Below are 23,634 nucleotides of genomic sequence, written 5' to 3' on the forward strand. Positions count from 1 at the left end.
CTGCCCATCAGGGAAATCCTTAGTTAAGCAAGGCGATTACTACACATCATCATACTGAAATCCATTCATATGAGATGCATCTTCTGCTATGATAAGATAGGTTTTTCATCCAGAAGGGACTGAATTGCATTGCTTCACTCATTTTTACTCACCTTATACCATGTGTTCTTGCCGATATCACTTCCCGTGATCGGAGGTATTCTGTTAAAACGCTTTAAAAATTGGGATACCCGGTCGCTCTCGACCTTTTCCCTTTATATTTTGAGCCCTGCGCTCATCTTCAATACATTGCTGCATGCAGAGATTACCTGGACGGACGTCACCAGCACGTTCTGGTTCTCTATTATTAATCTGATTGCTCTGTGGGCCCTCGCCGAGCTGTTGAGCCGGGTGTTCCGTCTGGGTGCAAGCGAAAAAGCGGGTCTCACCCTCGTCTCCACGTTTACGAACTGCGTGAATTACGGGCTCCCGCTTGTACTGCTTGCCTTTGGTCAGCTTGGACTGGACAAGGCTTCGGTCTACGTCATTGGACAGATGATCATTGTTAATACGGTAGGTATCTTTTTTGCCGCGAGATCCGAATTCACGGTGAAAGATGCGATCCTTTCCGTTTTCCGCATGCCATCTATCTATGCTGCTGGCATCGCCATTGCGCTGCGTGCATCCAATCTGAGCCTGCCTGAAGCGCTGGATGGAGGGATCTCCATGCTGGCTGCGGGTTACTCTCCTGTCGTTCTCGCTATTCTGGGAGCACAGATGCTCAGACCAAAAGGTGCAACGGTGCCTTGGTTGCCCAATGTACGCCGAGCTTTCTGGACCGGGCTTGTGGTCCGTCTCGCAGCTGCGCCAATTCTGTCCTGGCTGATACTGACCGCTCTTCAGGTCGAAGGTACGTTGTTCAGTGTGCTACTGATCCTCGCATCGATGCCGACCGCAGTGAACGCCGTTATTTTGGCTGAACAGTTCAATGCTTCTCCGCAGTTTGTATCCCGCTGCATTCTGTGGACCACCGCTGCATCCATGTTGATGCTACCCATTATGATTGTGATGGCTTCCTGATTAATACCGGAGGTGATACCGAAGCGATATCCGCTTGGCGGCGTTTCTCCAGCCGGCGTTCATAACGCCGGTTGAGCGCTCTGACGTAGAAGAATTTTACGACAAAGTACGAAATCACACCCAGAATGACACCAAACACGGACATGCCTGCCAGAATATCCAGTCCACCAAGCAACAATTCACTCACGGCCGACCAGTTCCCGCGAAACAGCTCCATGAATGCACTCTCATGTACCGGTCCCTGTCCCATGCTGTGCGCAGGCAATATCCATGAGCCAATTTGTTTCGCGAGCGGCATCAGGATAATAGGTAAAAACGTAAGTTTCCCGATCACATTACCAACAATGGCTGCTGGCACCGAACCCCCAGACAGTCGCACAATCGGATAAAATACGAGATATATCAGAGAAGCCGTCGAGATCACGATCAGTTCCAGTCCGAACCCTATGGCAAATCCGGTAGATACTTTATGAGCACCTCCGGGAGCACGTAACAATTTGAGGAAATTCAGCTTCATAGCACGTGTTAAACGTACCCAGAGGTTAGTCTTGCGCTTCTGTGTGTTCATACCGAATTACTCCTTATTTTACACAAATGACAACTTGAATCGTCTATTCTTCAGTATATCACACCGCGTTAGCTCCAGTGATAACAATGACTGGCTGTGTCTCCATCTGGACATTACCTGCCACCGCTCGGGAGATCATACAGGAGGATTCAGCCTTATGCGCCAAGCGCTCAGCCTTTGTCAGATCCGCCTCAGAGGCATCTGCGCTGAGCACAATCCGAGGTCTATGTACGATCCGTTCGTACGTAAATACGTTATTCGTAACATCTACCGTTGCTTCCGATTCAAGCGTTAATTCATCCGGCGTAATATCCGAACGCTCCAGCATCGCTGCCAGCGTGATCAGGTAACAGGTGGAGGCTGCACCCAGCAGCATCTCGTCCGGGTTAGTTCCCGTACCGGGTCCGCCCATCTCCTGCGGAATCGATATGACCGTTTTTAATCCACCTGCATCGATTGTTCCCTCACTGTTACGCCCACCATTCCATACCGCTTTCAGATGAAAAGGATGTTTCATGACATTCATTCCTTTCTTGTTTACACACGTATACACGTAATATTCTGCTCAATCAATGCGCTAACGTGCTCTTCATCTACACCCTGATCTGTAATCACTTTGCCCACACTGTTCATCTCAGCAACTCTGGTAAACGCCTGTATGTTAAATTTGCTGGAATCTGCAAGTAGAATGACCTCATCCGCAATATGGATCATTTTCTGCTTCACCAAGGCCTGTAATTCATTGGATTCACTGATGCCTTTGGTCAGATGCACTCCTTTGCAAGACAGGAATACTTTATCCACATGATAGGCATCAAGCGAACGTTCCGCCAGCGGTCCTACAAAAGACAGTGACTTCGAAGCCAATTGCCCACCTGTGGCAATCACACGAATCTGCTCCTTGTTACTCAGCTCTGCGGCGACCTTAATCGAGTTGGTTAATACCGTCAGTGGAATGTTCGGCAATCCTGCCGCCATATACCACGCCGTTGTACTTGCATCCAGGGCGATCCGGTCGCCGGATTCCACCATTTTCACCGCTTCGCTTGCAATTCTGCGTTTCTCTTCTGCATAGGCTACAGCCCGTTCCGGATATGGAATCTCCGACTGTAACTCATCCTTGTATTTTACGCTGACCGCCCCGCCATGGGACCGTCTGAGCCTGCCCGCCTGTTCGAGCTTGTCCAGATCACGACGAATCGTCTCTTCCGTCACCCCGCAGCGCTCACTAAGTTCGGTCACACGCATGCTACCTTGCGTATCCACCCATTCCACTATTTTCTCATACCGTTCAGCTACGAGCATATTCCTTCACTCCAAACCGTTGATTATCCAGTTGATCCTGTTTATCCATCATACCACAGAGCGATGACAAGGAGAATTTGGACCATGTGCAAAAAGAGGGAGCTTTCGCCCCCTCCATTCCAGTTCTGAAGTGTATCTTATTTATCTTCTGCCATAGGGAACCAGCCCGGTGTGTGGATGATTGCATTCCACAATCCGTCAGGGATAACCAGACGTTCCTGATCGGATTTGGTCAGAATCGTCTCGATATCTTCTTCACGTCCGCTCTCGATTTTCTCGACCCAATCCGGTTCGATAATCAGTTCACGTCCAATGGCTAGCAGAGGTACTCCCGTTTGGAGCGCCTCAGCGGCCTGATCAGCAGTATGAATTGAACCTACGCCGATTACAGGCAATTTGCCATTCACACGATCCAGGATGAATTCCATTCTCGAACGCGTGTCTGCTTCGCCACGTCTTGGCTTGGACCAGAATTCGTTCACAGAGACATGAAGGTAATCCAGATTTTTATCTTTCAGCGCATCCACCAGTGCATACGTATCTTCCATTGTGAGTCCCGGTGTTTCCGGTTCTTCCGGGGAGAAACGGTAACCAATGATGAACGGCAGTTTGGTATGTTCGGCAACCACTTTCTGAATCTCATCCACTACAGCAAGTGGGAATGTCAGACGTTTCTCGACACTACCACCCCAACGGTCTTCACGTCGGTTGGAATGCGGGGAGAAGAATTGTTGGATCAAGTAACCATTAGCACCGTGAATCTCAACACCATCAAAGCCGGCTTTGATGGCACGACGTGTCGCTTCACCAAAGTCTTTGATAATCGAAGTAATCTCGGCATCCGTCAATTCTCTTGGTTCAGGAGATCCTGGACGCTCACTTGCAACCGCACTAGGAGCAACCACTTGACCCGCAGGTACAGCTTGTTCAGGCGTCAGACGGCCCGCATGGAAAATTTGCAATACGGCTACGGAGCCCTGTTGTTTCATGGTATCAGCCAGTTTTTTCAGACCAGGAATGAAGCGGTCGTCATATACGCCAAATTGAGCCGGGAAACCAATGCCTGTCTCTGTTACATGCCCTACAGCCGTAATTGACATGCCCGCACCACCGGTGCGACGTGCATAATAAGCAAGTTCAGCGTCGGATATTGTACCATCTGCATTCGAGGACATATGAGTCATGGGAGCGAGCACGATACGGTTTTTCAGTGTAATGCCAGTCGGTAGTGAAACTTGTTCAAACATCTGGTTAAACTTTGGATTCATTCGTGGTTCCCTCCTGATTATAAATATCTCTTTTAATAGATATATGAATATATGCGTTCACTTACTGTAATGATTATAGTTACGTTTCACTGCAATTGCAACTTTTCATTTTCAGAAAGGAAAAAAAGAGCAGAGTGTCTCCAGACTCTCAGCCCTCTTCATTTTCTTCACATCATCCAAAAGATACTCAGAAACTCCGAACGTAAGCCAGCTTCTGATCCATCTCTTCTACGCATTCGTAACAATCGTGTTCATCGTTGGCGACCATTGGGGTTACTGGATACAGATTCATCTCTGTACTGTTATACGATTTCAATAGCGGTAATAACTGAGTCACCCTTGTATTTGCCGGGTCAAGCCAGGTGTTGATCTCTTCTTCGGAAAGGATCGCTGGCATTTTACTGCCAAACTCGCGTGTAACCATATTTGCGCCTGTCATAAGCATCGTGCAGGTCCGAAGCGGCTCTTTCCGTGTATCTCTCCACACCTCATATAACCCAGCAATACCGAACAAGCCACGATCCGGCATAACAACACGAACCGCATAACTTTTTTTGCCCTCTTGCCGCCAGTAATATAATCCGTTGCAAGGAATGACGCAGCGTTTGGTCTCTACCAGTTTGTAATAGGAAGGATTCTCATGTACTGTCATAAGATTTGCGTTAACGGCATCACGCCCCCAGAATGGAATGAACCCCCACCGGAACTCATCGAGTACACGCTCACCATCCTGATGCAAAATAATCGGCGTATGCTGGGTTGGGCTGATATTGTATCGGTTTTTGTAATAATACATCACTCGCTGAATCTTGAAATGATCTCTAACATCGTCCAAATCGGCTGCCAATGAAAAACGGTTGCACATGTTCAAGCACTACCTTTCCCTATGAGAAGTTGAACGTATTGTTTGTAATTTTAGGGAAATTATTCATGAACATTGAACAGGAAATGACTTATTTTGACACCATTAGGGTCGGATCAAGATATACTTCATGTTTTTCACGACAAAAACAACGACCTCGGACTCATTTCAACTCCAATATTACTTGTTACTATATATAGAGAATAAAATACATTTATTGGAGGTTTTAAGTATGAAAAGGAAGTTTTTGATGAGCATCATGTTGTTCTCAGCGATTGCGATGTTTGGCAGTACCATCTATGCGGCAACCTTTCTGACCTACGGTTATCCCAGCACCACCATCCCCATTCGTACGTATAATTACGCCGCCGCATGGCAGACTCCCATGGACACTTCCCTTACCAACTGGAACAATGCAGGTGCCAAAGTTAAATTCACCAAAACAAGTAACTCCCCAAACATCATCACCGCAGGAAACTTCAATAATACAGCATATGGTGTCAACTACGCCTCCGTATCCGGCAGTCAAGTCGTAAGCTTCCGCATCGAACTCAATGCATCCACAATCACCCCTGACGCGACCAACTTATCCAACTTCATTCAAAGCGTATTTGTCCACGAACTCGGACACTCCATCTGGCTCGGTGACAACCCGACAACAAGTAGTCCTTCCATTATGTCTTACTCCCGTAACCGCAATTCCATGACCCAACCCCAAACTTTTGATATCAATAACGTAAAATCCAAGTACTAATCCGCTACGAACTTATCCCAATAATCCAAGGAGGATTCCTGTCCATGAACAAAAATCGAGTATTAACGCTGCTTCTCTCTTCCATTTTCATTTTATCTGCTGTTGGATGTTCTTCTGTTACACCTACCGCGTCCCCATCCGATGCACCCATGACCATTATTGCTTCTGAAGATCACCCGAGTTATGGCAGCATTGGCGACCTGTCCGAGAGAGCAAATACCATTGTGAAAGGCAGTGTTGTTGAGACTCGTGTGGAAGCTTTAAACGATATCGTACAAGTTACTGATGCTGCCAATGAAAACGAGTTAAACCCTGCGTCCGATCCGGGCGGAGAGCCAGCTTCTTTTGACAAAATCTATACGATCCACACGATTCAGGTCGCTGAATCCTATAAAGGCGGTTACACTGCCGGGGAAAAACTTGAAGTGAAGCAACTTGGGGGACAACTTGGTAACACCGAGATTATTAATGATGACAACCTCAAGCTGATTCCTACCAAAGACTATGTACTCTTCCTGGAAACGTATGAAGACACCCCTGCCAGCCTGCTCAACTCCGTTCAAAGTCTCTACGTGATTAAACCTGCCGCCAAGTCGAATCAGCCTGGTCAGCAACAATCACAGTCAGAAGTCATTGTGAGCGCAAACCCCGAGAATGACCTCACACTGCAACTGGAGGATCTGCAAGAAATTCAGAACGAACAAAAGAGCGAATAAACTCTTATACGGTAATCACACCACACTATTATTTCATCTCCGTACAGGCCCTAATCCCCTCTACTGTTCAGTCCTACATAAGAAATGAAAACCGTGCTGCTCAGCAAACTGGGCGGCACGGTTTTTTGAAGTTCCTTATTTAGACGGTGTATTAAGTCCAATAATCCATTCAGCCAGATCCTGTGTCTGTTTCAACAAGGCAATAGGGTCACGGAACCAGGATTGTTCTTCCGTCCATATGTACACTTTTCCATTTTTGATAGCAGGCAATGAACCCCAGATCGGATCTGCCTGAAGGTCTTTCAACTGAGACTTGCTGGTCAGCACAATGTAATCTCCAGCGTATTTGGAGAGCAGTTCTATGGAGAATTCATGATAGGCGCCCTGCATCAACTCGGATGGAATGTTCTTTGGTGCTTGCAAACCAAGCAATTCGTAGATGTTACGCCCTCCCCGGCCCGACTGATTGCCAAAAATGAAGACTTGGCGATCATATTCCTGCATAACGGAGAATGTAGCATCAGCTGGAACAACACTCTGCACCTCCTGCTTGATTTTGGCAATCTCCTCATCAAAATCAGCCAGCCACTTCTCTGCTTCCGCTTCTTTGCCAAGGACTTTACCGAAATAGTTCACTTCGTCCTTCAGTGTCGGAAAAGTGATGGATGCGATCGAAACGGTCGGAGCAATCTTGCTATATTTCTCATAAGCCGCCTTGTCCGGATTCAATGTAATAATGAGATCAGGTTCCAGCTCCATCAATTGTTCAACGGAATCCCCTATCGTTTCAAGACCATCCATGTGACCTTCCAGATAAGGACTGTTCATTAGAAATTGGCCTCCACCAATCGGTTTGACACCAAGAGCAAGTACCGTTCCCAGATAATCTATGGCAGCAACTCGCTCCGGATGTGCAGGAATCTCTACCTCACCAAAGGTCGTATTTACCATTTGGGTCTCCACGACTGCCGGTTGTTCGGGTTCAGCCGCAACTTCGGATGTTTCTGCCCCCTGCTGAGTTGTTCCACAAGCACTCAATGTGAGTACAAGCGCAAGCGACATAATCGCTGATTTAAAATGGTTAAACATGTTGATTTCCTCATCTCCCTTATATTGATAATGATTATCATCATCAATTAAAGGATAACGTTCATCCCCTCCTGTTACAATGGATTCATTTGTTGCATTTAATGTACTTTTTGAAACTGATTTCGAGTTTTCCTGCTGCTTCAACCGATATTGCCCCGGTGTGATACCGATCTCTTTTTTGAATATACGATTGAAATAAAACGGGTCCATATAACCCACATACGCAGCAATCTCCTGTAATGAAGCTTCTGTGGACGCAAGCAGACTCCTTGCCTCACCCATTCGTAACCGAATTACATATTCTGTCGGTGTACATCCCGTCTGTTCCTTGAATTTGCGTGATAAATATTGCGGACTGTAACTCAAGGACTGGGCAAGCAAATCAAGTGAGATGGATTCCCGGTAATGAGCTTTGATATATCGCAAAACCTGATCGGTAAGCGAAGGCTGTTGAAATTCGTTAGACATGCGACTCCGCTGTAACAAGACAAGCTGTACCAGTTGAAAAAAATACACTTTGACCTGAATTTTGCTCACTCGCACCTGCCCTGACCAGCATTCATGTATATTCCGCACAAGCTCACGCAGCTCAAGTGTATGATCCGGCACTGTCGCCCAGGACTCTTCAAACGGATTACGCTGGTTCAACATCATTCGGTACTCCACAAGCACGTTGGAGGGCAAGGTTGATTTGTACAAAATCAGATGTACCTCCATTACCCCTGTCGCTTCAAGTGTTAGACGTCTTCCTTTTCCCCCATGCAGCAACAAGAACTGGTTTGTAGTCCATACCTCTTCATCAAGCCAGACCTGCCCCCTGCCTTGAACATACACAAATGCACTCGTCGGTAACACATAATTGCGTATGAACTCGTGTGTTGCGAGTGATATAAGACGCACATCAAGCACGCGAACCTGGACCTGATCCCACAGCTTGATGTCATTCTGAATTCCCATATAAACTCCCTCTCCTAAACGATCAAACACACACAATACCTTAGCATTGTGACTAAAAATCCACCTATAATTGATAATGATTATCAATTATAACAATGATGCAACCATCTTTGAAGCCTACCTTCGTTTTTGTTAGATGCTGCAAAATAAAAAACGGTCGAAATCCCTCATAGAGAGATCTCAACCGTTCTAAGATTATGGCCTTATTATGTTTTGATAAAGTCAGCTGCCCTTCTCTACTCGACAATAGACAATAAATATCCGTATCGTTCTTCCTCCATCTTGTCTAGCGGAATAAAGCGGATCGATGCACTGTTAATGCAGTAACGTTTGCCACCACGATCTTCGGGACCATCATCGAACACATGCCCGAGGTGGATGTCACCTGCCCGGCTTCGTACCTCCGTGCGGTCCATACCAAAGCTCGTATCCGTTGTATAGGTAACAACCTCAGGTACAATCGGTTTTGTAAAACTCGGCCACCCGCAACCGGAATCATACTTATCTCGACTGGTGAATAACGGCTCTCCCGTTGCAATATCCACATACAGACCGGGCTCCTCATTATCCCAGTATTCGTTACTGAACGCATGCTCCGTATCATTGTTTACCGTGACCGCATACTGTTCGTCTGTTAAACGTTCCTTTAATTGTTCATCTGTTGGACGTGGATATTGAGCGGGATCAATTCCAATCTCCAGGTCATCCAAAACAGTCATATCAATGTGACAATATCCGTTCGGATTTTTTTCCAAATAATCCTGATGGTACTCCTCCGCCAAATAATAATTCTGCAGAGGCATTACTTCCGTTACAATGGGTTGGTCATATTTTTCTTGCTCTGCCTCTACAGCCTGCTCGATAATTTTGGCATCTTCAGGCAACGTATAATATATGCCAGTCCGATACTGAACTCCACGATCATTGCCCTGCTTATTCAAGCTGGTAGGATCAATAACTCGAAAATAAGATTCAAGCAATTTCTGTAAAGATACTTGCTGCGGATCATATTTTACATGAACAGTCTCCGCAAACCCCTGGTCCCCGCGAATAACATCCTCATAGGTTGGATTCTTTCCTTCACCGTTGGCATAACCGGAAGTCACATCCTGAACCCCCGGAATACGAGCCATATATGCCTCCACACCCCAGAAACAGCCTCCTGCCAAGTACAGGTTACTCAGGTTTTCCTCGGAGACACTCGATGCCTTGACAGGTTGAGTGGATATCGAAGATGGAGCTGAATGGCTCTCAGCCCTGTTTCCACAAGCAGACACAACTATCGCTATAACAAGGAGGCACAGGCCCAGCAACGTCCTTTTCATGACACTTCCTCCTTTCTCACAAAATCTCTTGTAATGACTCCATGATCTGTTCATTGGATGCATGCCCTGGCTGCGATTTCGTTAAAATACCATCAGAGCCAATATAAAAGGAACTAGGATATGCTCTTACGCCAAATTTCTTGGCCCATACACCTTTCTCATCCAAAAGAACAGTTATGTTATCATATGGCTGTTGGTCAAACCATTCGGTAAACTCTTGGGAGGATTTCTCTCCTTTGTAGTCCGGCGTCACAATCGTAATGACTTGAAAATCATTGTTTTGACCAGCCAGATTGTTCAGGTCTTCCAAACCCGCAAGGCAGATGGAACACCAGGAAGCCCAGTATTTCACATACACTTTCTTGCCTTGAACATCAGAAAGTCCAACCGTGTTTCCTTTCAAATCACGCAATGAAAATTCAGGAGCCGTCTCGCCCTTGTTCATCATGGTTGACGAACTCATATCGGATGTTGATGCTGGGGCTGATGATGACCCCGTTTGTTTTGATTCAGTTTGCTGTGATCCACATGCGCTCAAGATCAACAGGGTTCCAGCAAATACGATTACAGATACCATCCATTTCCGTGCCGTCTTCATACCAAATTCCTCCAATGATTATTGAAACCAGGTCACTAAGCTGTTTAGTCGGTCTGTCATTAACAATAGTCCCATGACAATAAGAATACAGCCGGAAGTTATTTTGATGACGCCCATGTACTTGTATAAACGACGTATCCGCTTCATAACATATTCCGAAAAAACGGACAGAATCAGGAAAGGAATCGCCAATCCAAGGGTATACAGGAACATGAGAAACCCGCCATACAGTGGAGAGCCTTCTCCTGCAGCGATACCAAGAATGGCCGCCAGCACAGGCCCGATACAAGGCGTCCAGCCAAAACTAAACGTTAGACCCAACAGAAACGCTCCGACATACCCTCCCCGTTTGGCTTGATCGTTTGACAGCTTTCTCTCCCGTTCCAGCCAGGATAGCCGAATCAACCCGGTTTGATAAATCCCAAAAAGCACCACGATGCCTCCGCAAATCGCAATAAACACAGGACTTGAGATCAAATTACCAACCATGCCGGAACCAAAACCGAGTAAAACAAATACCAGGGACAGCCCAAGAACAAATAAAAATGTCCGCAAAACAAGTGTGGACCGCAACCGAACCGAATTGGTGTCAGGCTGCTGCTGATTCGTACCGTTGACCATGCTTCCGGATAGATAAGACACGTATACCGGGATCAGCGGCAGAATACATGGCGCAAAAAACGATAACAATCCTGCACCAAAAACCCCGAAAAGAAAAACCAAATCACTGGTCAAGTCATTCACCACCTGAATAAATACTACGTTTGATTAACCAAGGTTAACGACTGACGTAGATCGGAAGCGTGAACCAGAAGCAGCTTCCTTCTCCTTTTGTACTCTGAACCCCGATCTCGCCACCATGGAGTTCCACAATTGATTGAGCGATGGCAAGCCCAAGCCCGGCCCCCCCATTACTCTTGCTGCGTGATTTGTCAATTCGATAAAAACGTTCAAATATACGCGAAGTCTCCTCCGCTTCAATGCCTTCCCCTTCATCCGTAACTGAAATTCGTATAAACGGCCCCTTTTCGTCGGCAGCCAGAATGATTTTTCCTTCAACAGGAGAGTATTGAATGGCATTTTGCAGCAAATTGGAAAGGACCCGCTTCATTTGTGCAGGCATCATGACCGCGGCTGGTAATTTATCGGGCAAATCGATTTCAACGTTCAGCGTTTTCTCGGCGAGGTGAAACGAAAAACTCTCCAATGTACTGAGCAGCAACTCATCGACGTGACAAGGCTGAGGGTCAAATACCTCCCCTTGCGCTTCCAGGCTGGATAATTCAAACAAGTCTTGAATAAGCCCTCCCAAACGCTTCGTCTCAAGTCGTATCGTGTTCAGGTAACGTTGAAAGGTTTCTTTATCCTTAATGACATCATCCTCCAACGCTTCGACGAATGACTGAATGGATGCCAAGGGAGTTCGTAAATCATGGGATACATTGGCGATCAACTCTCGTCTCGCGGTTTCTGAGTGATGCAGATGATCAAAGCTTTCCTTCAGCTTGGAACTCATTTCATTAAATTGCTGTGCCAGGAGCTTAAATTCCTGCGTACCGATGAGAGGGACTTCCGTATGGAAATCCCCTTCGGCAATTCGTATTGTCTGCTGTGTAATTCGCGCAATTGATTTCTCCAATGGCTTAGTCAGCAAATATTGAAGAATAAACGAAAGTAAGCCTACCCCTGCCGTTATAGCCGATAACCAATACAATTGTTCGATCGTAAGCAGCATTTTGGAATAACTGATGAACAAACAAATTAATAATACGCCAATTCCCGTGAGACTGGACAACACCAAGTATGTGCGAAGTTTCATGAACTACCACCCGCAAACTTGTATCCTATGCCCCAAACTGTTTTAATATATTTTGGATCAGAAGGATTCTGTTCGATCTTCTCTCGTAATCTCCGAACATGTACAGTCACCGTTGTTGTATCTCCCTCATAGCTAAAATCCCAAATCTTGCTTAACATCTGGTTACGGGAGAACACCTGACCCGGGTGACTTGCCAGCAAATACAACATCTCAAACTCTGTAACGGTCAATTCAATTACCTGCCCGCTGATATGCACTTCACGCTTGGTAAAATCAATGGTAAGCCCTTCATAATTGATCGTATATTCAGATGTTGTAACAGGTGATGCCTGCGCAATTCGCATTCTCCGCAGGATTGCCTTCACACGCAAAACAAGTTCTCTCGGACTGAATGGTTTGGTCAGATAATCATCCGCCCCCATCGTCAGTCCCATCAGACGGTCCTGCTCCTCCCCCCGGGCCGTCAGCATTACAATGGGCACATCCTCAGTTTGCCGAATCTCGTTGCAAACTTCCCAACCATTCTTATGTGGCATCATCAGGTCGAGCACAATCAAGCTTGGCGTTTGGCTGTGCCACAGCTCAATAGCCTCCAAACCGTCCTTGGCCGTCACGACAAGATAACCTTCCCGTTCCAAATACCTGCGACAAACGTCCGTAATATTTGTATCATCATCAGCAACCAGTACACATTCATTCAAACGAACCCACCCCATATTCCAGAAAATACATTTGAGCCAATCATATCATATGGTGATGGCGATGCTTAGCCCTTAAATTACTTCATTCCCATGGCTGGCATCATGTATTGTTTAATTACAGACTCAGCCGCATACGAATTCCCTTCATGGATGACAGGCATCGATTTCAAGTTAACTTGCATACCGTCTACCATAATTTTTTTCGATCCAATCCACAATTTAATCGTTTTTCCGGCAGGCATCATCGTTTCTTCCATCATCATGTCGTCTTTCATCATCTTATCGTCTTTCATCATCATGTCATCTTCCATCATTTTGTCGTCTTTCATCATCTTGTCGTCTTTCATCTTCATGTCGTCTTCCATCATGTTGTCGTCTTCCATCATGTTGTCGTCTTTCATCTTCATGTCGTCTTCCATCATGTTGTCGTCTTTCATCTTCATGTCGTCCATTTTGCCCATATACATCAAAGTTACAGATCTGTCCTTGCTGTCCCACATAATGCTGTAATCATACATTTTCGCCGCCTGTCTCAATTGAACAAGCTCCATGCCATCCTTTTTAATCGTTTTCATATCTGCAGCACTTGCCAATCCAGAAAAGGCCATAGACATCACCAATACCGCTGCTACCATCACTTTTTTGCTCTTATTTGTTTTCATAATTCTTATCACTCTCCATTCGTTTATTACTTACATGGATTACAATAAGCAAGACAGCTTACGATTCTCTAAGCGAAGTATTACGAAACCATTACGATATATAAATGAGGTCAGTTTTCAATAAAAAAACGGTTGAAATCTCTCTTATGAGAGACTCCAACCGTGTCTTCTAGGTCAAACGACTAAAATCAATCATGGATCGAACCTCGATCGGTCCCGGATTTGATATCACATCATTAGACTGCAATCCCTCTCTGGAAGTGAACTGCACCTTCACCGGAATGCCAGGAATCAAGTCGAAGAAGTTATCTGAGAAGACACCCTCCACATCCGAAGATAGCCATACCTGTTTAGCAAGCACGTCACTTTCCAGTACCAGATGAACGCCGTTTTCATCCGCTCCTCCGCTTACATTGATGTTTGCAGGCTGCAAAGCAAGGTCTTTGGACGGTACAAAATAGTGTTCCTGTACGATATTCGCAGCACCTTCCTGTTTCAGATCCAGGCGTAGCAGCGTGTTAGCTGTATCATGACCTTCAAGCCATTCCACGTTACGTAATGACAGCACTCGATCACCTGTATTAGGTGCCAAGGTCACGTCATGTGTTTCATCACGATGCACCGTTCCATCGAACCCGAGCAAACGAATCTGTAACTGCCCTTTAACAGGTTGTAATTGATCCGAGATGATATATATATCTGTTGTATCTTCTTTTGTTCCATCTACCGATACCAACACATCGCTGAAGCTGCGTTTCGCATAATATTGCAATGCTTTCCAACGACCAAGGTAGTCCATACCTGCCCATGAAGCCACTGGCCAGCAGTCATTCATTTGCCAGTAAAGTGTGCCCATGCAGAATGGTTTGCGGCGACGGTGCGCTTCAATGGCTGTCTTCATCGCTTCCGCTTGAAGCACCTGACTCATATACAGGAACGATGGGAAGTCCTTCGATTCATGCATGTACATATCCATGTACTGTTTGATCAGACGATTACCTGCCCCATTCTTTTGATGAGCCAGCATGACTTCCGACTCCAGAGCCAGATCCTCTTCTTCTGCGTAAGTGCGTACTGACTTGTACTCCGGGAAAGACTGGAATCCGTATTCACTCATGAAACGACCCACATGCACGTTGTAGTTCTCGAACGGTTCTACATTGTGCCACACGCCCCAGTAGTGGATATCCCCTTCAGCTGTGGATGGGTGCGCATGCTGCGTCTCATCCCCTGTCAGTGATACCAGTGGTGAGGAAGGCCAGTAATCCACACCTGGCGCATACGCTTCAACGACTTCTGGCAGCAAATCATGGAAGATGGCTTCGTAATCGGCCCAGATGCTTTCACGCTGCTCGGCAGTAAATTCCTTTTTCCAACCCCAGCCACCATTCTCAACATAGTGAGCCCAAGCCGAATCAATCTCGTTATTCCCACACCAGAGTGCAATACTTGGATGGTTGCGCAGACGTTTCACATTATCAATCGCCTCATGTCTCACACTGTTCAGGAACGCTTCATCTCCTGGATACATGCTGCATGCAAACATGAAGTCTTGCCATACCAGGATTCCGTATTCATCACACAGTTCGTAGAACACATCCTGCTCATAGATTCCGCCACCCCACACGCGTAGCATATTCATATTAGACTCGGCTGCGGATACGATCTCATGACGATAACGTTCATGAGTAATTTCAGTGATAAAGCTATCATTTGGAATGTGATTGGCCCCTTTGGCAAAGACCGCAACACCATTTAGTTCAAAGTAAAAGGATGCTCCTGCTTCATCTTTGTCACGTACCAGCCGAATGGAACGAAGCCCAGTCTTCACTGTAGATTCAGCCACAGCTCGCTCACCTTGAAGCACTTCGGTAAGGAAGGTGTACATATGCGGATCACCAAGCCCACGGCTCCACCACAGTTTCGGTTCATCAATAGAGATTGGAATCTCCACCGTCTGAGTTCCGGGTTGTAGCGATACGGATCTTTCCCATCTCTGTCCATCTGCGCCGATACGAATAGTCGTATCTACCGCTTGTGATGTCTCGACTTCCACAACAGCAGTTAATGAAGCTGAGGTAGCGCTTACTTCATTTTGCTGGATATACACATCATTGATTCGTACCTGTGTCCAACCTTCAAGACGTGCTTCACGCCAGATCCCACTGGTTACAAAACGCGGACCCCAGTCCCAACCATAGTGATACGGGGCTTTACGTGCAAAAATACTTACTCTCTTGTCGCCAAGTCCACCAACATCGGACTGATCATTCGATGCAGGTAATGCATATCCGAGCTTCTCCAGCTTAGGCAGATCTTCCTGAATTGGTGACCGAAAACGTATTCGAAGAATGTTGCCGTTCCCCTTCAATACAGACTTTACATCTGCCTTCCATACCCGGAACATATTATCTGCTGATAACACATGCACATTATTCACATACACATCCGCATATGTATCCAGACCATCAAACACAAGTTCCAGATTTTCCTGGGAGAACAACCCTTCGGCAACGTCAAATTCCGTCTGATATTCCCAATCTATCTTATCAATCCATTGTACTTCCTTCTCGTTTGTTCCATAAAAAGGATCTGGAATCTTGCCCAGCTTCAGCAAATCTGTATGCACACAGCCGGGCACCTGAGCCGGCATCCACTCTTGATCTTCGCAAGCCTTGAACGTCCAATTCTGAAAAACATGTGATTGTATTGTGCTCATGACAGCCTCCATTGTTGTTAGAGTTGGTAAATATTATTTTGTTAGGTTTTGTTATTATAAAAACAAATAACTTACAAAACAAAATTAACACGATATGCTTCTTATAGTCAATCTGTTTTGTGATTTAATTTGTTAAACAATCTCTGCATAACAAAAAGACATGAAGCTCTAACCTCTCCATGTCTTTCACCTGATTTCATTTACCCGTATGATCATTGTTAAAATGAGCCCGTAAATTCATATCCCATTACAGTATACTGGCGTTATATTCATCACGAATAATTAATTCCGAATAGATCAGCTTGCGTTCATAAGGTTCATCCAGGTGTTTGATCCGCCACAATAGCTGGTCTACTGATCTCGTTCCCAGATTCTCTTTGTTAATATGTACCGAAGCAAGAATGGGTTCATCCGTCTGCGTATTGTCAAATCCGGTTACGGCACAACGTTCGGGCACCTGAATGCCTCGACTTTGGAGTGCCTGAATGACAATAACAGCTGTATGGTCATTTGCACACACGATAACTTCAGGGATATCCTCCAGCTCCATTTCAGCAATGGATCTCCGGATCTGATCATACTCTGGTCCCAGCAAGCCGTCTTGCTGTTCCCCCTCCAACTGTTTCTCTTCCAGCACCATACGATATCCAAGCCAGCGTTCTCTAAAACTTGCTGCATCGGGCAGTTGCCCGGCAAACTGGAACCTTCTATACCCTTTACCAACGAGCATGAGAACCAGTTCTTTCATACATTTCATATTGTCCGTAAAAACCGAGTCTGCGTATATGGCAGGGTCTTCATGATCCACCATGACAAGCGGAATACGCAGTCTGTAAATCTCCAGCAATACCGATGTCGAGATGGTGCCCACGGTAATGACTCCGCTGATTGCTTCGGGATTAAGGACCGAGAACATCCGATCTGAAGAGGGTTCTGTCAGCGTTAAAATATCCATCCCCTTCTCATTCAACCTCTCAGAAATGCCATCAAACACAGGCCCCCAGTATAAGGAAGCTCGATTCTGAGAACGAATGTTGGGGAACAAAATCAATATGGTGCCTTGTCGCTCCGCTTCTGGCTTCATCTCCGTTGATATCTGTGTCTCCCCCGGATAACGCTTAGGCTCAGTTCTGAAATACCCGAGCTGCCCCGCTGTTCTGACAATCATCTCGCGTGTATGCTCACTCACACCAGGCTTGCCCGTCAGCGCACGGGAGACTGCGAATTTGGATACCCCCGCAGCATCCGCAATTTGCTGCATCGTTACTCTTTTGGCCATCCTACTCACCCGTTTTTCCTAATTTTCCATTCAGTGTAGCATAAAAAACAAAAATCAACAAAACAAGGTTATGTTATTCTGTTTTTGTTAGGTAGTAGTTTATCTGTTTCACAAGGTGTGCGACATAACCAAAAAAGGCCCTCTCCCCACCTTCCATAGAAGATGACGAAAGGACCCTTTGTCCGCCAATTATACGCCTGGTGCTCCCTGATCGCCGAGTTCCGACTGTAAAACCGGGCGTTTTCTGCGCCAGAAGATAGGCTGTGGAAGTTTGATCTCTGTGATCAGAACACCAACCAACATCAAAGCTGCTCCCGCATACCCTTGCAACGTTAGCGATTCCCCTTGAAAGGTAAATGCAAAGGCTGCTGCAAACAGTGGTTCGAGTGAAAAAATCAGACTTGTTCTTGTGGGAGAGGCATGGCGCTGCGCGAGTGTCTGCAGAATGTACCCCAAGCCGCTACACAAAACACCTAAGCCAAGAATGGCTGCCCAGGATTCAGCCGTATCGGGCATACGTGGCGTTTCCAGCATAAATGTAGCTGCAATTCCCCACATCGCTGCAACACCCAATTGAACTGTCCCCAATGTTAACGGATCGTGCTTCGGTGTGAACTTGCCAGCAATCATTATATAGATGGCATACACAAGTGCTGCTAGTATGCAGAGAATATCTCCCGTGTGCAGACTAAGCTGATGCTGAAGCGTCAGCAAGCCAAGCCCGGTAACGGCAACCAGGATACTGAGTGTCAATCGTTTATCCGGCATACGACGATGCTGGATCGTCGTCAGGATCGGTACAAAAATAACGGCCAAACTTATTAGGAATCCCGCTTGGGATGTCGTGGTTCGTTGCACACCATAGGTGATGAATACAAATGCAGCGAATAAAGCTGTCCCCATAATAGCGCCTGCCACAAGTGTTCTGCGATCCATGTTAAACAACCGCCGATGAAAAAGAATCCCTGCCGCAATAAAGGCAATTCCAAAACGAAATGCGACCAGATTCAATTCTTGCATGGACTCCAGACCCGATTTCATAAACAGATAGGAAGATCCCCATATAACCGTTGCGAGCAGCATCTGTATGTCCGCTCTTCTTGTTGTCTGACCTTGACTAACCTGTACACCATTCATCTTGCTTCAACCTTCATTCTATGTATTCTGATCTGTGTGATCGTGCGTCAAACTAACTCGCCTTGGCAAGTATAAACCATCTCTTTGCATTATTAAAATGAATATTTATAATGGATTATATGAAATAAACTCATGCATTAAAAATGGGAAGGAACGGAACCATTCATGTCACTGATCAAATACGAAATTTTGAATACCGTTGTGGAATATGGCAGTCTCACCAAAGCGGCAGAAGCGTTAAACATCACCCAATCCGCAGTCAGCCATGCCATCGCCAGTCTGGAGACAGAATGTGGTTTTTCCCTGCTCCATCGCAGCCGCTCAGGTGTACGGGTTACCGCTGAAGGGGAACGCATTCTGGGATACACACGTGAGATTCTGCGCTGGACGGAACTCATGAACCAGGAAATCTCCCTCATTCGCGGCGCTGAGATTGGTACGGTGCGTATTGGTACCTTCGCAAGTGTCTCCACACAATGGTTGCCGGGCATCCTGAAACAATTTCGCCTGCGTCATCCCGGAATTGAGATTAAGCTGTGGGAAGGCGATTATGCTGAGATTGAGGGCTGGCTAGCTGGAGGTGCCATCGATCTCGGATTTCTATCCCTCGGCGATTCATCACCTTTTGAGACGATCCCATTACAAAAAGACAGGATGATGTGCATCCTGCCTCTGGATCATCCTCTCGCCTCAGAGGAGTCTGTTTCGTTTGATGTTTTACTGGAACAACCCTTTATTCTGCCCAAGTGGGGCGGAGATAACGAGATTGAACGACTGATCCGGCAGCATGCGGCCAAGCTCAATGTCGTCTATGAAGTAGCCGAGGATCAAGCCATTATGGCGATGGTCCGTAATGGCCTCGGTATCAGCCTGCTTCCGGAAATGGTTCTTCAAAATCATACCGATTCACTCGCGCTCGTGCCACTCTCTGGAGATCCTTATCGTACAATTGGCATGGCCTGCCCATCTTTGGGCAATCTATCGCCAGCTACGCGGCGTTTCATTGAAGAGGTACAACAGTGGCTCGGCCAGGTAATGTAAATTTGGAGAACTCACTACCTGTCGTCATGATCGACTTTTTCTATCCATTACTCACATTACTCACAAATTGGATAACACCAAGAGTCAGCAACAGTACAGATATAATCGCAATCGTGATGCCAAAACCAATCAGGAAGCGCACGCCAGGTGAGCGTTTGCCCTGTTGGCTCTCTCCCAATCTATCCAGCTTCTGCTCAATTTGATCCAACCTTTCATTTACCTGTTTCAGATCTTGATTGGAGTTCATTCATCCATCTCTCCCTTTTCTGTGTATTCGATCTATTCCCACACCCGATCGAGCTGATCTGCGTAGTAACGGATTGCTCTGTTATAGTCATTGATTCTCTTGTCACTTGATGTGTCCGCAAGTTGCACGAGCAGTCTTTGCATCGCTTCTGCATGTTCACCCAGATTATAGAGCACCATGGCATAGAAAACTTCAAATTCCCGGTACGCCGGGAATTCTTTCATCCCTTTTTCAAACCAAACCTTTGCCTGCTCATACTGTCCAAGCGTTCGATATGTGCTGCCCAGCCCGAGTATTGCCCCTGCTCTGTCCTCACCAGAAAGACCAAGACTTAGTGCCTTCTCATAATGCGGGACAGCTTCCCGCTCCAATCCAAGCGAATCATGTGCCCAAGCCAGCTGATACCAGACATTTGCATTTTCGGGTTCCTGGACTGTAATCTCTTGCAGTAGTTCAATCGCTTCCTGCACCTTGCCTTCTTGTCTCCATTGCACGGCCTGTTCCAAATTGCTCATGCTGTCACTTCCCATCTTGCATTATAAATTCCACTTATATGATTCAATTGTTTTATTATACCAAAAAAGCACCCCAGAGAATATGTTGTAACAACTCAAGGTTGTCCAAACGCTATTCCATCGTGTGCTTTTTCATTCTTTGCAGCTTGTTATAAAAAATGGACTAAAGCATATTTCCACTGGACACTTCGATGACAGAACAACCTTCCGATCGCTGTTATCCCCGGATTTTTCGAATCATTTTAACAAAGGTGAAAACCCGGGGATAAAGGCGAACGCTTTCGCTTCTTCAGCTTCTTTCTGTCCTCTCCGTTTTGTGTAAATGTTTAGTTCAATTTATATAGCTTAAGCTAAAATCTCTCTGAAAATGATCTGTTCATCGTCTAATTAAGACCATACCGTATTCGCTACCATAACAATAAATACGAGCATGAGATAATTAACCGAGATCAGAAAGTTCACTTTTGCCCATTTCTCATCATCCTGTGTCTTCAGTCCGCTAAGTGTATGCACAAACCAGATCAGTCCACCGACCAAAGATACAATCAGAAATACCAGACCTACGTAGTCGTAATAATACAACAGAAATACAGCAGGAAGCAGCAGAAAAACATAAGGAATCATCTGAAACTTGGTGCGTTTCACCCCTTTAACCACTGGCAACAACGGGAAGCCCGCAGCGCGATACTCCTCTACCCGGCGAATACCCAATGACCAGAAGTGTGGTGGTTGCCACAAGAATAATAGTGCAAACAGCAACCAGGCACCTGCATCAATCTCATTGGTTACAGCCGTATAACCGATGACAGGCGGCATCGCTCCGGCAATTCCACCGAGCGACGTGCTCCACGTTGAACTGCGTTTCAACCACATCGTGTAAATCACGATGTAAGCGAACCATCCAAGCAGTGCCATCCACCCTGATAACGGATTCACCAGGAGATACAGTACTGCTACTCCCACAACACCTAGGATAATGCCATAGCCAAGCACAAACCCTGGCTTCAGATGGTTAATGTAATCCATCCTTTTTTTGGTGCGCTCCATCTTTTGGTCCAATTCACGATCCCAATAATTGTTGATTACACAAGCTGAAGCAATAACCAAAGTTGATCCAATCACGACCATGAGCAGAGATAACCAGTTGATATCCCATTTTGAAGCTACCCAGAATCCTACCGCCACCGCAAACACATTTAACCTTAGAAGTCCGGGCTTAGTTAATGCAATCATGTCTTTAAGCATGAGGCTCCTCCTGAACTATGTAAAAACGCCATTCCAATAATGATACATGTACCTACCATTAATTACAATCGCTTTCATGAATTTGTCATAACCAAAAAGCATCCCTCACCGTTCCAATGAACAGGAGGAATGCTTGATGATGAATTTCATCTTATTTTATGGGATGTATTGTTGCACAATTTTAGTAACTTTTCCGTTCTGCACCGTCAGATGATACGGGAATACGGATAGATCAAGAATACGGGTATTCTCATACAACGATTCGAACTTGGATAATGCCACAGGTTCATTCCACTGAATGTCTGCGCCCTGCATCGTACCATCCCGATCATACAACTGCATCAATACTTCAGCATTGGCACTAACCTCAACTTGTTCCTGCTCTTTGCTATCGTTGACAATATAGTAACCATCTGGAGCACCGTCTATACCTGCTTCCGGATTGCGCTGTGCAAAAATCGCATCGGCCTCTTCACCCTGATACCAGCCAATCTTGTCCACTGTCATAAACAATTTGCCGTCTTCTATATGCATACCTTCAACATAGGCTGTAAACATCTCGGAGTTTGCAACTTGAGCTTCTTTCGCAGAAGTTTGTTGAGCGTCCGTACTACCTTGAGCATTCGCAGGGGTAAGTAAATATGTAGTCAGCACAATCATACCAAGTAAAGCAACAACTGCACCGATCATTCCTAGTTTCCATTGTTTTGTCGCGTTCTTCATAGGTAACATCTCTCCTTAATATGAACGTTACTATTCCTTAACCGGAAGTCTTGCTTCTCAAACGCTCATGTGAACTATCGATTCCAACGTTCTTTCTTTTCCTATCATACTTCGAACAGGGATTATAAAAGTATCAGCCAGATTAAAAATAGTTACAATGTGCGTCATCACTCCTGTCTGTATTCTCCGTAAACGGCAATAACCCCTGAAGGCATCGCCATTCAGAGGTTATTTACTAGGGTGTGTTTTTTAAACTCAGGCAAGTGATACGTTGAAGGATGTCTGTGTCCAGATAACTAAGGAATCGAGGACATCTTATTTGGTCTTCTGGCGGTCCTTTTATTTTGTAAGGAACATGAGACACGTTATTTGCCAAAATTCCCTGAAAACACGCTATTAACGGCTGTTTATACCAATATAACGTGTGTCAGATTCCTTAGATTGCTACGGGACTTTCAAACCCTTGAATAAGACGTCACAGGTTCGTTAGCGCTCCCCGCTCTATGCCCTGCTCCAGATACGTTCAAGAGTTACGCTCCGGTTTTTGGCAGGTTTTTGGCAGGTTTGAAGACCTGGTCAAAGTATTTCTTATGCTTACGCATAGACGCTAATCTTAATGATTGGGTGTGGAGCTTTGCGCCAAACGAACGAGCATATGAGCCAACATGTGGCGTTCGTCTTCCTTGCCAACATTCCACAACTCCTGAAGCAGTTTTTCTTCACGATTACGGGGTTCCTCCCGAGCTGCCAGATAATCCGCTACTTTCTCGGCAATTTTGGCCATCTGCTCCTCACTTAGTCCAATCGATTCTCCCATGGCAATTCGCTTACCCAGGTATTCTTTGAATGCATCAAAGTTCTGTAAAATCTGTTCTCTTTCTTCCGGCGCAATCTTCTCAATTGCATTGTCCACCTTGTCAGTTGATACTTGGCCATCTTTATGGATTACATGATTTTCTTCATTCATTTGAATAACCTCCTGCATAATAGTTATTTATTGGTTTCAAGCTTTAAACTTAATACTCATTGGTTATCTATAATATAA

General features: G+C 45.8%; 24 protein-coding genes. 4 read left to right on the forward strand and 20 right to left on the reverse strand.

Annotated elements, in window-relative coordinates:
* Positions 1-129: 129 nt before the first annotated feature.
* Positions 130-1,059 carry an AEC family transporter gene (locus tag AC1DE7_RS08470; RefSeq protein ID WP_036670567.1) on the forward strand — a complete coding sequence of 310 codons (930 nt, stop codon included), beginning with the start codon at positions 130-132 and terminating at the stop codon, positions 1,057-1,059.
* Here the strand turns inward: AC1DE7_RS08470 and AC1DE7_RS08475 are convergent.
* The 5 genes from AC1DE7_RS08475 to AC1DE7_RS08495 form a co-directional block, all read right to left on the reverse strand.
* Positions 1,037-1,627 carry a DUF2062 domain-containing protein gene (locus AC1DE7_RS08475; protein WP_477534140.1) on the reverse strand — a complete coding sequence of 197 codons (591 nt, stop codon included), beginning with the start codon at positions 1,625-1,627 and terminating at the stop codon, positions 1,037-1,039. The two genes, AC1DE7_RS08470 and AC1DE7_RS08475, sit on opposite strands and share 23 nt — an antisense overlap.
* A gap of 58 nt (positions 1,628-1,685) precedes the next feature.
* Positions 1,686-2,144: an OsmC family protein gene (locus AC1DE7_RS08480; RefSeq protein ID WP_036608858.1), complete on the reverse strand. Its 459-nt coding sequence runs from the start codon at positions 2,142-2,144 to the stop codon at positions 1,686-1,688.
* 20 nt (positions 2,145-2,164) lie between these two features.
* Complete coding sequence (locus AC1DE7_RS08485) at positions 2,165-2,932, reverse strand: DeoR/GlpR family DNA-binding transcription regulator (protein ID WP_282321721.1); 768 nt, start codon at positions 2,930-2,932, stop codon at positions 2,165-2,167.
* Between the two features lie 137 nt (positions 2,933-3,069).
* Positions 3,070-4,200, reverse strand: a complete 1,131-nt coding sequence (locus AC1DE7_RS08490) for an NADH-dependent flavin oxidoreductase (protein WP_282321722.1) — start codon at positions 4,198-4,200, stop codon at positions 3,070-3,072.
* Positions 4,201-4,387: 187 nt separating this feature from the next.
* Positions 4,388-5,065: an SOS response-associated peptidase gene (locus AC1DE7_RS08495; protein WP_036608866.1), complete on the reverse strand. Its 678-nt coding sequence runs from the start codon at positions 5,063-5,065 to the stop codon at positions 4,388-4,390.
* A gap of 229 nt (positions 5,066-5,294) precedes the next feature.
* On the opposite strand from AC1DE7_RS08495, the gene AC1DE7_RS08500 reads away from it, so the two are divergent.
* Positions 5,295-5,816, forward strand: coding sequence for a zinc metalloprotease (locus AC1DE7_RS08500; RefSeq protein WP_282321723.1), 522 nt, complete (start codon positions 5,295-5,297; stop codon positions 5,814-5,816).
* 44 nt (positions 5,817-5,860) lie between these two features.
* The gene (locus AC1DE7_RS08505; RefSeq protein ID WP_127546188.1) at positions 5,861-6,532 is read left to right on the forward strand and encodes a hypothetical protein; all 672 of its coding nucleotides are present in this window, start codon (positions 5,861-5,863) and stop codon (positions 6,530-6,532) included.
* A gap of 135 nt (positions 6,533-6,667) precedes the next feature.
* Here AC1DE7_RS08505 and AC1DE7_RS08510 read toward each other — a convergent pair whose 3' ends face one another.
* The 10 genes from AC1DE7_RS08510 to AC1DE7_RS08555 all read right to left on the reverse strand — a co-directional run bounded on the left by AC1DE7_RS08510 (position 6,668) and on the right by AC1DE7_RS08555 (position 18,818).
* Positions 6,668-8,578, reverse strand: coding sequence for an AraC family transcriptional regulator (locus AC1DE7_RS08510; protein WP_282321724.1), 1,911 nt, complete (start codon positions 8,576-8,578; stop codon positions 6,668-6,670).
* A 236-nt stretch (positions 8,579-8,814) separates the two neighbouring features.
* Complete coding sequence (gene msrB / locus AC1DE7_RS08515) at positions 8,815-9,903, reverse strand: peptide-methionine (R)-S-oxide reductase MsrB (protein ID WP_405159134.1); 1,089 nt, start codon at positions 9,901-9,903, stop codon at positions 8,815-8,817.
* A 16-nt stretch (positions 9,904-9,919) separates the two neighbouring features.
* Positions 9,920-10,501 (reverse strand): redoxin family protein, encoded by a 582-nt coding sequence (locus AC1DE7_RS08520; RefSeq protein ID WP_405159133.1) that lies wholly within the window; start codon positions 10,499-10,501, stop codon positions 9,920-9,922.
* 18 nt (positions 10,502-10,519) lie between these two features.
* Complete coding sequence (locus AC1DE7_RS08525; RefSeq protein ID WP_405159132.1) at positions 10,520-11,245, reverse strand: cytochrome c biogenesis CcdA family protein; 726 nt, start codon at positions 11,243-11,245, stop codon at positions 10,520-10,522.
* 34 nt (positions 11,246-11,279) lie between these two features.
* Entirely contained in the window at positions 11,280-12,320 is a 1,041-nt protein-coding gene (locus tag AC1DE7_RS08530) for a sensor histidine kinase (RefSeq protein WP_074094716.1), read from the reverse strand.
* On the reverse strand, positions 12,317-13,021 hold the full coding sequence (locus tag AC1DE7_RS08535; RefSeq protein ID WP_083677370.1) for a response regulator transcription factor: 705 nt from the start codon (positions 13,019-13,021) through the stop codon (positions 12,317-12,319). The genes AC1DE7_RS08530 and AC1DE7_RS08535 overlap by 4 nt, the downstream gene beginning before the upstream one ends.
* Positions 13,022-13,098: 77 nt before the next feature.
* Positions 13,099-13,683: a hypothetical protein gene (locus AC1DE7_RS08540; RefSeq protein ID WP_477534141.1), complete on the reverse strand. Its 585-nt coding sequence runs from the start codon at positions 13,681-13,683 to the stop codon at positions 13,099-13,101.
* Positions 13,684-13,852: 169 nt separating this feature from the next.
* Positions 13,853-16,402 (reverse strand): beta-mannosidase, encoded by a 2,550-nt coding sequence (locus tag AC1DE7_RS08545; protein ID WP_477534142.1) that lies wholly within the window; start codon positions 16,400-16,402, stop codon positions 13,853-13,855.
* Between the two features lie 247 nt (positions 16,403-16,649).
* The gene (locus tag AC1DE7_RS08550) at positions 16,650-17,681 is read right to left on the reverse strand and encodes a LacI family DNA-binding transcriptional regulator (RefSeq protein WP_282321729.1); all 1,032 of its coding nucleotides are present in this window, start codon (positions 17,679-17,681) and stop codon (positions 16,650-16,652) included.
* A gap of 189 nt (positions 17,682-17,870) precedes the next feature.
* Positions 17,871-18,818: a DMT family transporter gene (locus AC1DE7_RS08555; RefSeq protein ID WP_282321730.1), complete on the reverse strand. Its 948-nt coding sequence runs from the start codon at positions 18,816-18,818 to the stop codon at positions 17,871-17,873.
* A gap of 165 nt (positions 18,819-18,983) precedes the next feature.
* Between AC1DE7_RS08555 and AC1DE7_RS08560 the strand changes: the two genes are divergently transcribed.
* Positions 18,984-19,859: a LysR family transcriptional regulator gene (locus tag AC1DE7_RS08560; protein WP_282321731.1), complete on the forward strand. Its 876-nt coding sequence runs from the start codon at positions 18,984-18,986 to the stop codon at positions 19,857-19,859.
* Between the two features lie 40 nt (positions 19,860-19,899).
* Here AC1DE7_RS08560 and AC1DE7_RS08565 read toward each other — a convergent pair whose 3' ends face one another.
* The 5 genes from AC1DE7_RS08565 to AC1DE7_RS08585 form a co-directional block, all read right to left on the reverse strand.
* The gene (locus AC1DE7_RS08565; protein ID WP_282321732.1) at positions 19,900-20,106 is read right to left on the reverse strand and encodes a hypothetical protein; all 207 of its coding nucleotides are present in this window, start codon (positions 20,104-20,106) and stop codon (positions 19,900-19,902) included.
* 32 nt (positions 20,107-20,138) lie between these two features.
* Positions 20,139-20,621, reverse strand: coding sequence for a tetratricopeptide repeat protein (locus AC1DE7_RS08570; RefSeq protein WP_127546157.1), 483 nt, complete (start codon positions 20,619-20,621; stop codon positions 20,139-20,141).
* Between the two features lie 387 nt (positions 20,622-21,008).
* Positions 21,009-21,866, reverse strand: a complete 858-nt coding sequence (gene cyoE / locus AC1DE7_RS08575) for a heme o synthase (RefSeq protein ID WP_282321733.1) — start codon at positions 21,864-21,866, stop codon at positions 21,009-21,011.
* Between the two features lie 156 nt (positions 21,867-22,022).
* Entirely contained in the window at positions 22,023-22,589 is a 567-nt protein-coding gene (locus AC1DE7_RS08580) for a hypothetical protein (RefSeq protein WP_282321734.1), read from the reverse strand.
* Between the two features lie 613 nt (positions 22,590-23,202).
* Complete coding sequence (locus AC1DE7_RS08585; protein ID WP_036609024.1) at positions 23,203-23,556, reverse strand: DUF3243 domain-containing protein; 354 nt, start codon at positions 23,554-23,556, stop codon at positions 23,203-23,205.
* Positions 23,557-23,634 lie beyond the last annotated feature (78 nt).

This window comes from Paenibacillus sp. 10L310, assembly GCF_056395745.1.

What these genes read in the sequence shown, in the direction of transcription:
- AC1DE7_RS08475 (WP_477534140.1), bottom strand. Translation starts at nt 1,627, where the DNA reads ATGAACACACAGAAGCGCAAGACTAACCTCTGGGTACGTTTAACACGT.
- AC1DE7_RS08480 (WP_036608858.1), bottom strand. Translation starts at nt 2,144, where the DNA reads ATGAAACATCCTTTTCATCTGAAAGCGGTATGGAATGGTGGGCGTAAC.
- AC1DE7_RS08485 (WP_282321721.1), bottom strand. Translation starts at nt 2,932, where the DNA reads ATGCTCGTAGCTGAACGGTATGAGAAAATAGTGGAATGGGTGGATACG.
- AC1DE7_RS08490 (WP_282321722.1), bottom strand. Translation starts at nt 4,200, where the DNA reads ATGAATCCAAAGTTTAACCAGATGTTTGAACAAGTTTCACTACCGACT.
- AC1DE7_RS08495 (WP_036608866.1), bottom strand. Translation starts at nt 5,065, where the DNA reads ATGTGCAACCGTTTTTCATTGGCAGCCGATTTGGACGATGTTAGAGAT.
- AC1DE7_RS08500 (WP_282321723.1), top strand. Translation starts at nt 5,295, where the DNA reads ATGAAAAGGAAGTTTTTGATGAGCATCATGTTGTTCTCAGCGATTGCG.
- AC1DE7_RS08505 (WP_127546188.1), top strand. Translation starts at nt 5,861, where the DNA reads ATGAACAAAAATCGAGTATTAACGCTGCTTCTCTCTTCCATTTTCATT.
- AC1DE7_RS08510 (WP_282321724.1), bottom strand. Translation starts at nt 8,578, where the DNA reads ATGGGAATTCAGAATGACATCAAGCTGTGGGATCAGGTCCAGGTTCGC.
- msrB (WP_405159134.1), bottom strand. Translation starts at nt 9,903, where the DNA reads ATGAAAAGGACGTTGCTGGGCCTGTGCCTCCTTGTTATAGCGATAGTT.
- AC1DE7_RS08520 (WP_405159133.1), bottom strand. Translation starts at nt 10,501, where the DNA reads ATGAAGACGGCACGGAAATGGATGGTATCTGTAATCGTATTTGCTGGA.
- AC1DE7_RS08530 (WP_074094716.1), bottom strand. Translation starts at nt 12,320, where the DNA reads ATGAAACTTCGCACATACTTGGTGTTGTCCAGTCTCACGGGAATTGGC.
- AC1DE7_RS08540 (WP_477534141.1), bottom strand. Translation starts at nt 13,683, where the DNA reads ATGAAAACAAATAAGAGCAAAAAAGTGATGGTAGCAGCGGTATTGGTG.
- AC1DE7_RS08545 (WP_477534142.1), bottom strand. Translation starts at nt 16,402, where the DNA reads ATGAGCACAATACAATCACATGTTTTTCAGAATTGGACGTTCAAGGCT.
- AC1DE7_RS08550 (WP_282321729.1), bottom strand. Translation starts at nt 17,681, where the DNA reads ATGGCCAAAAGAGTAACGATGCAGCAAATTGCGGATGCTGCGGGGGTA.
- AC1DE7_RS08555 (WP_282321730.1), bottom strand. Translation starts at nt 18,818, where the DNA reads ATGAATGGTGTACAGGTTAGTCAAGGTCAGACAACAAGAAGAGCGGAC.
- AC1DE7_RS08560 (WP_282321731.1), top strand. Translation starts at nt 18,984, where the DNA reads ATGTCACTGATCAAATACGAAATTTTGAATACCGTTGTGGAATATGGC.
- AC1DE7_RS08565 (WP_282321732.1), bottom strand. Translation starts at nt 20,106, where the DNA reads ATGAACTCCAATCAAGATCTGAAACAGGTAAATGAAAGGTTGGATCAA.
- AC1DE7_RS08570 (WP_127546157.1), bottom strand. Translation starts at nt 20,621, where the DNA reads ATGAGCAATTTGGAACAGGCCGTGCAATGGAGACAAGAAGGCAAGGTG.
- cyoE (WP_282321733.1), bottom strand. Translation starts at nt 21,866, where the DNA reads ATGCTTAAAGACATGATTGCATTAACTAAGCCCGGACTTCTAAGGTTA.
- AC1DE7_RS08580 (WP_282321734.1), bottom strand. Translation starts at nt 22,589, where the DNA reads ATGAAGAACGCGACAAAACAATGGAAACTAGGAATGATCGGTGCAGTT.
- AC1DE7_RS08585 (WP_036609024.1), bottom strand. Translation starts at nt 23,556, where the DNA reads ATGAATGAAGAAAATCATGTAATCCATAAAGATGGCCAAGTATCAACT.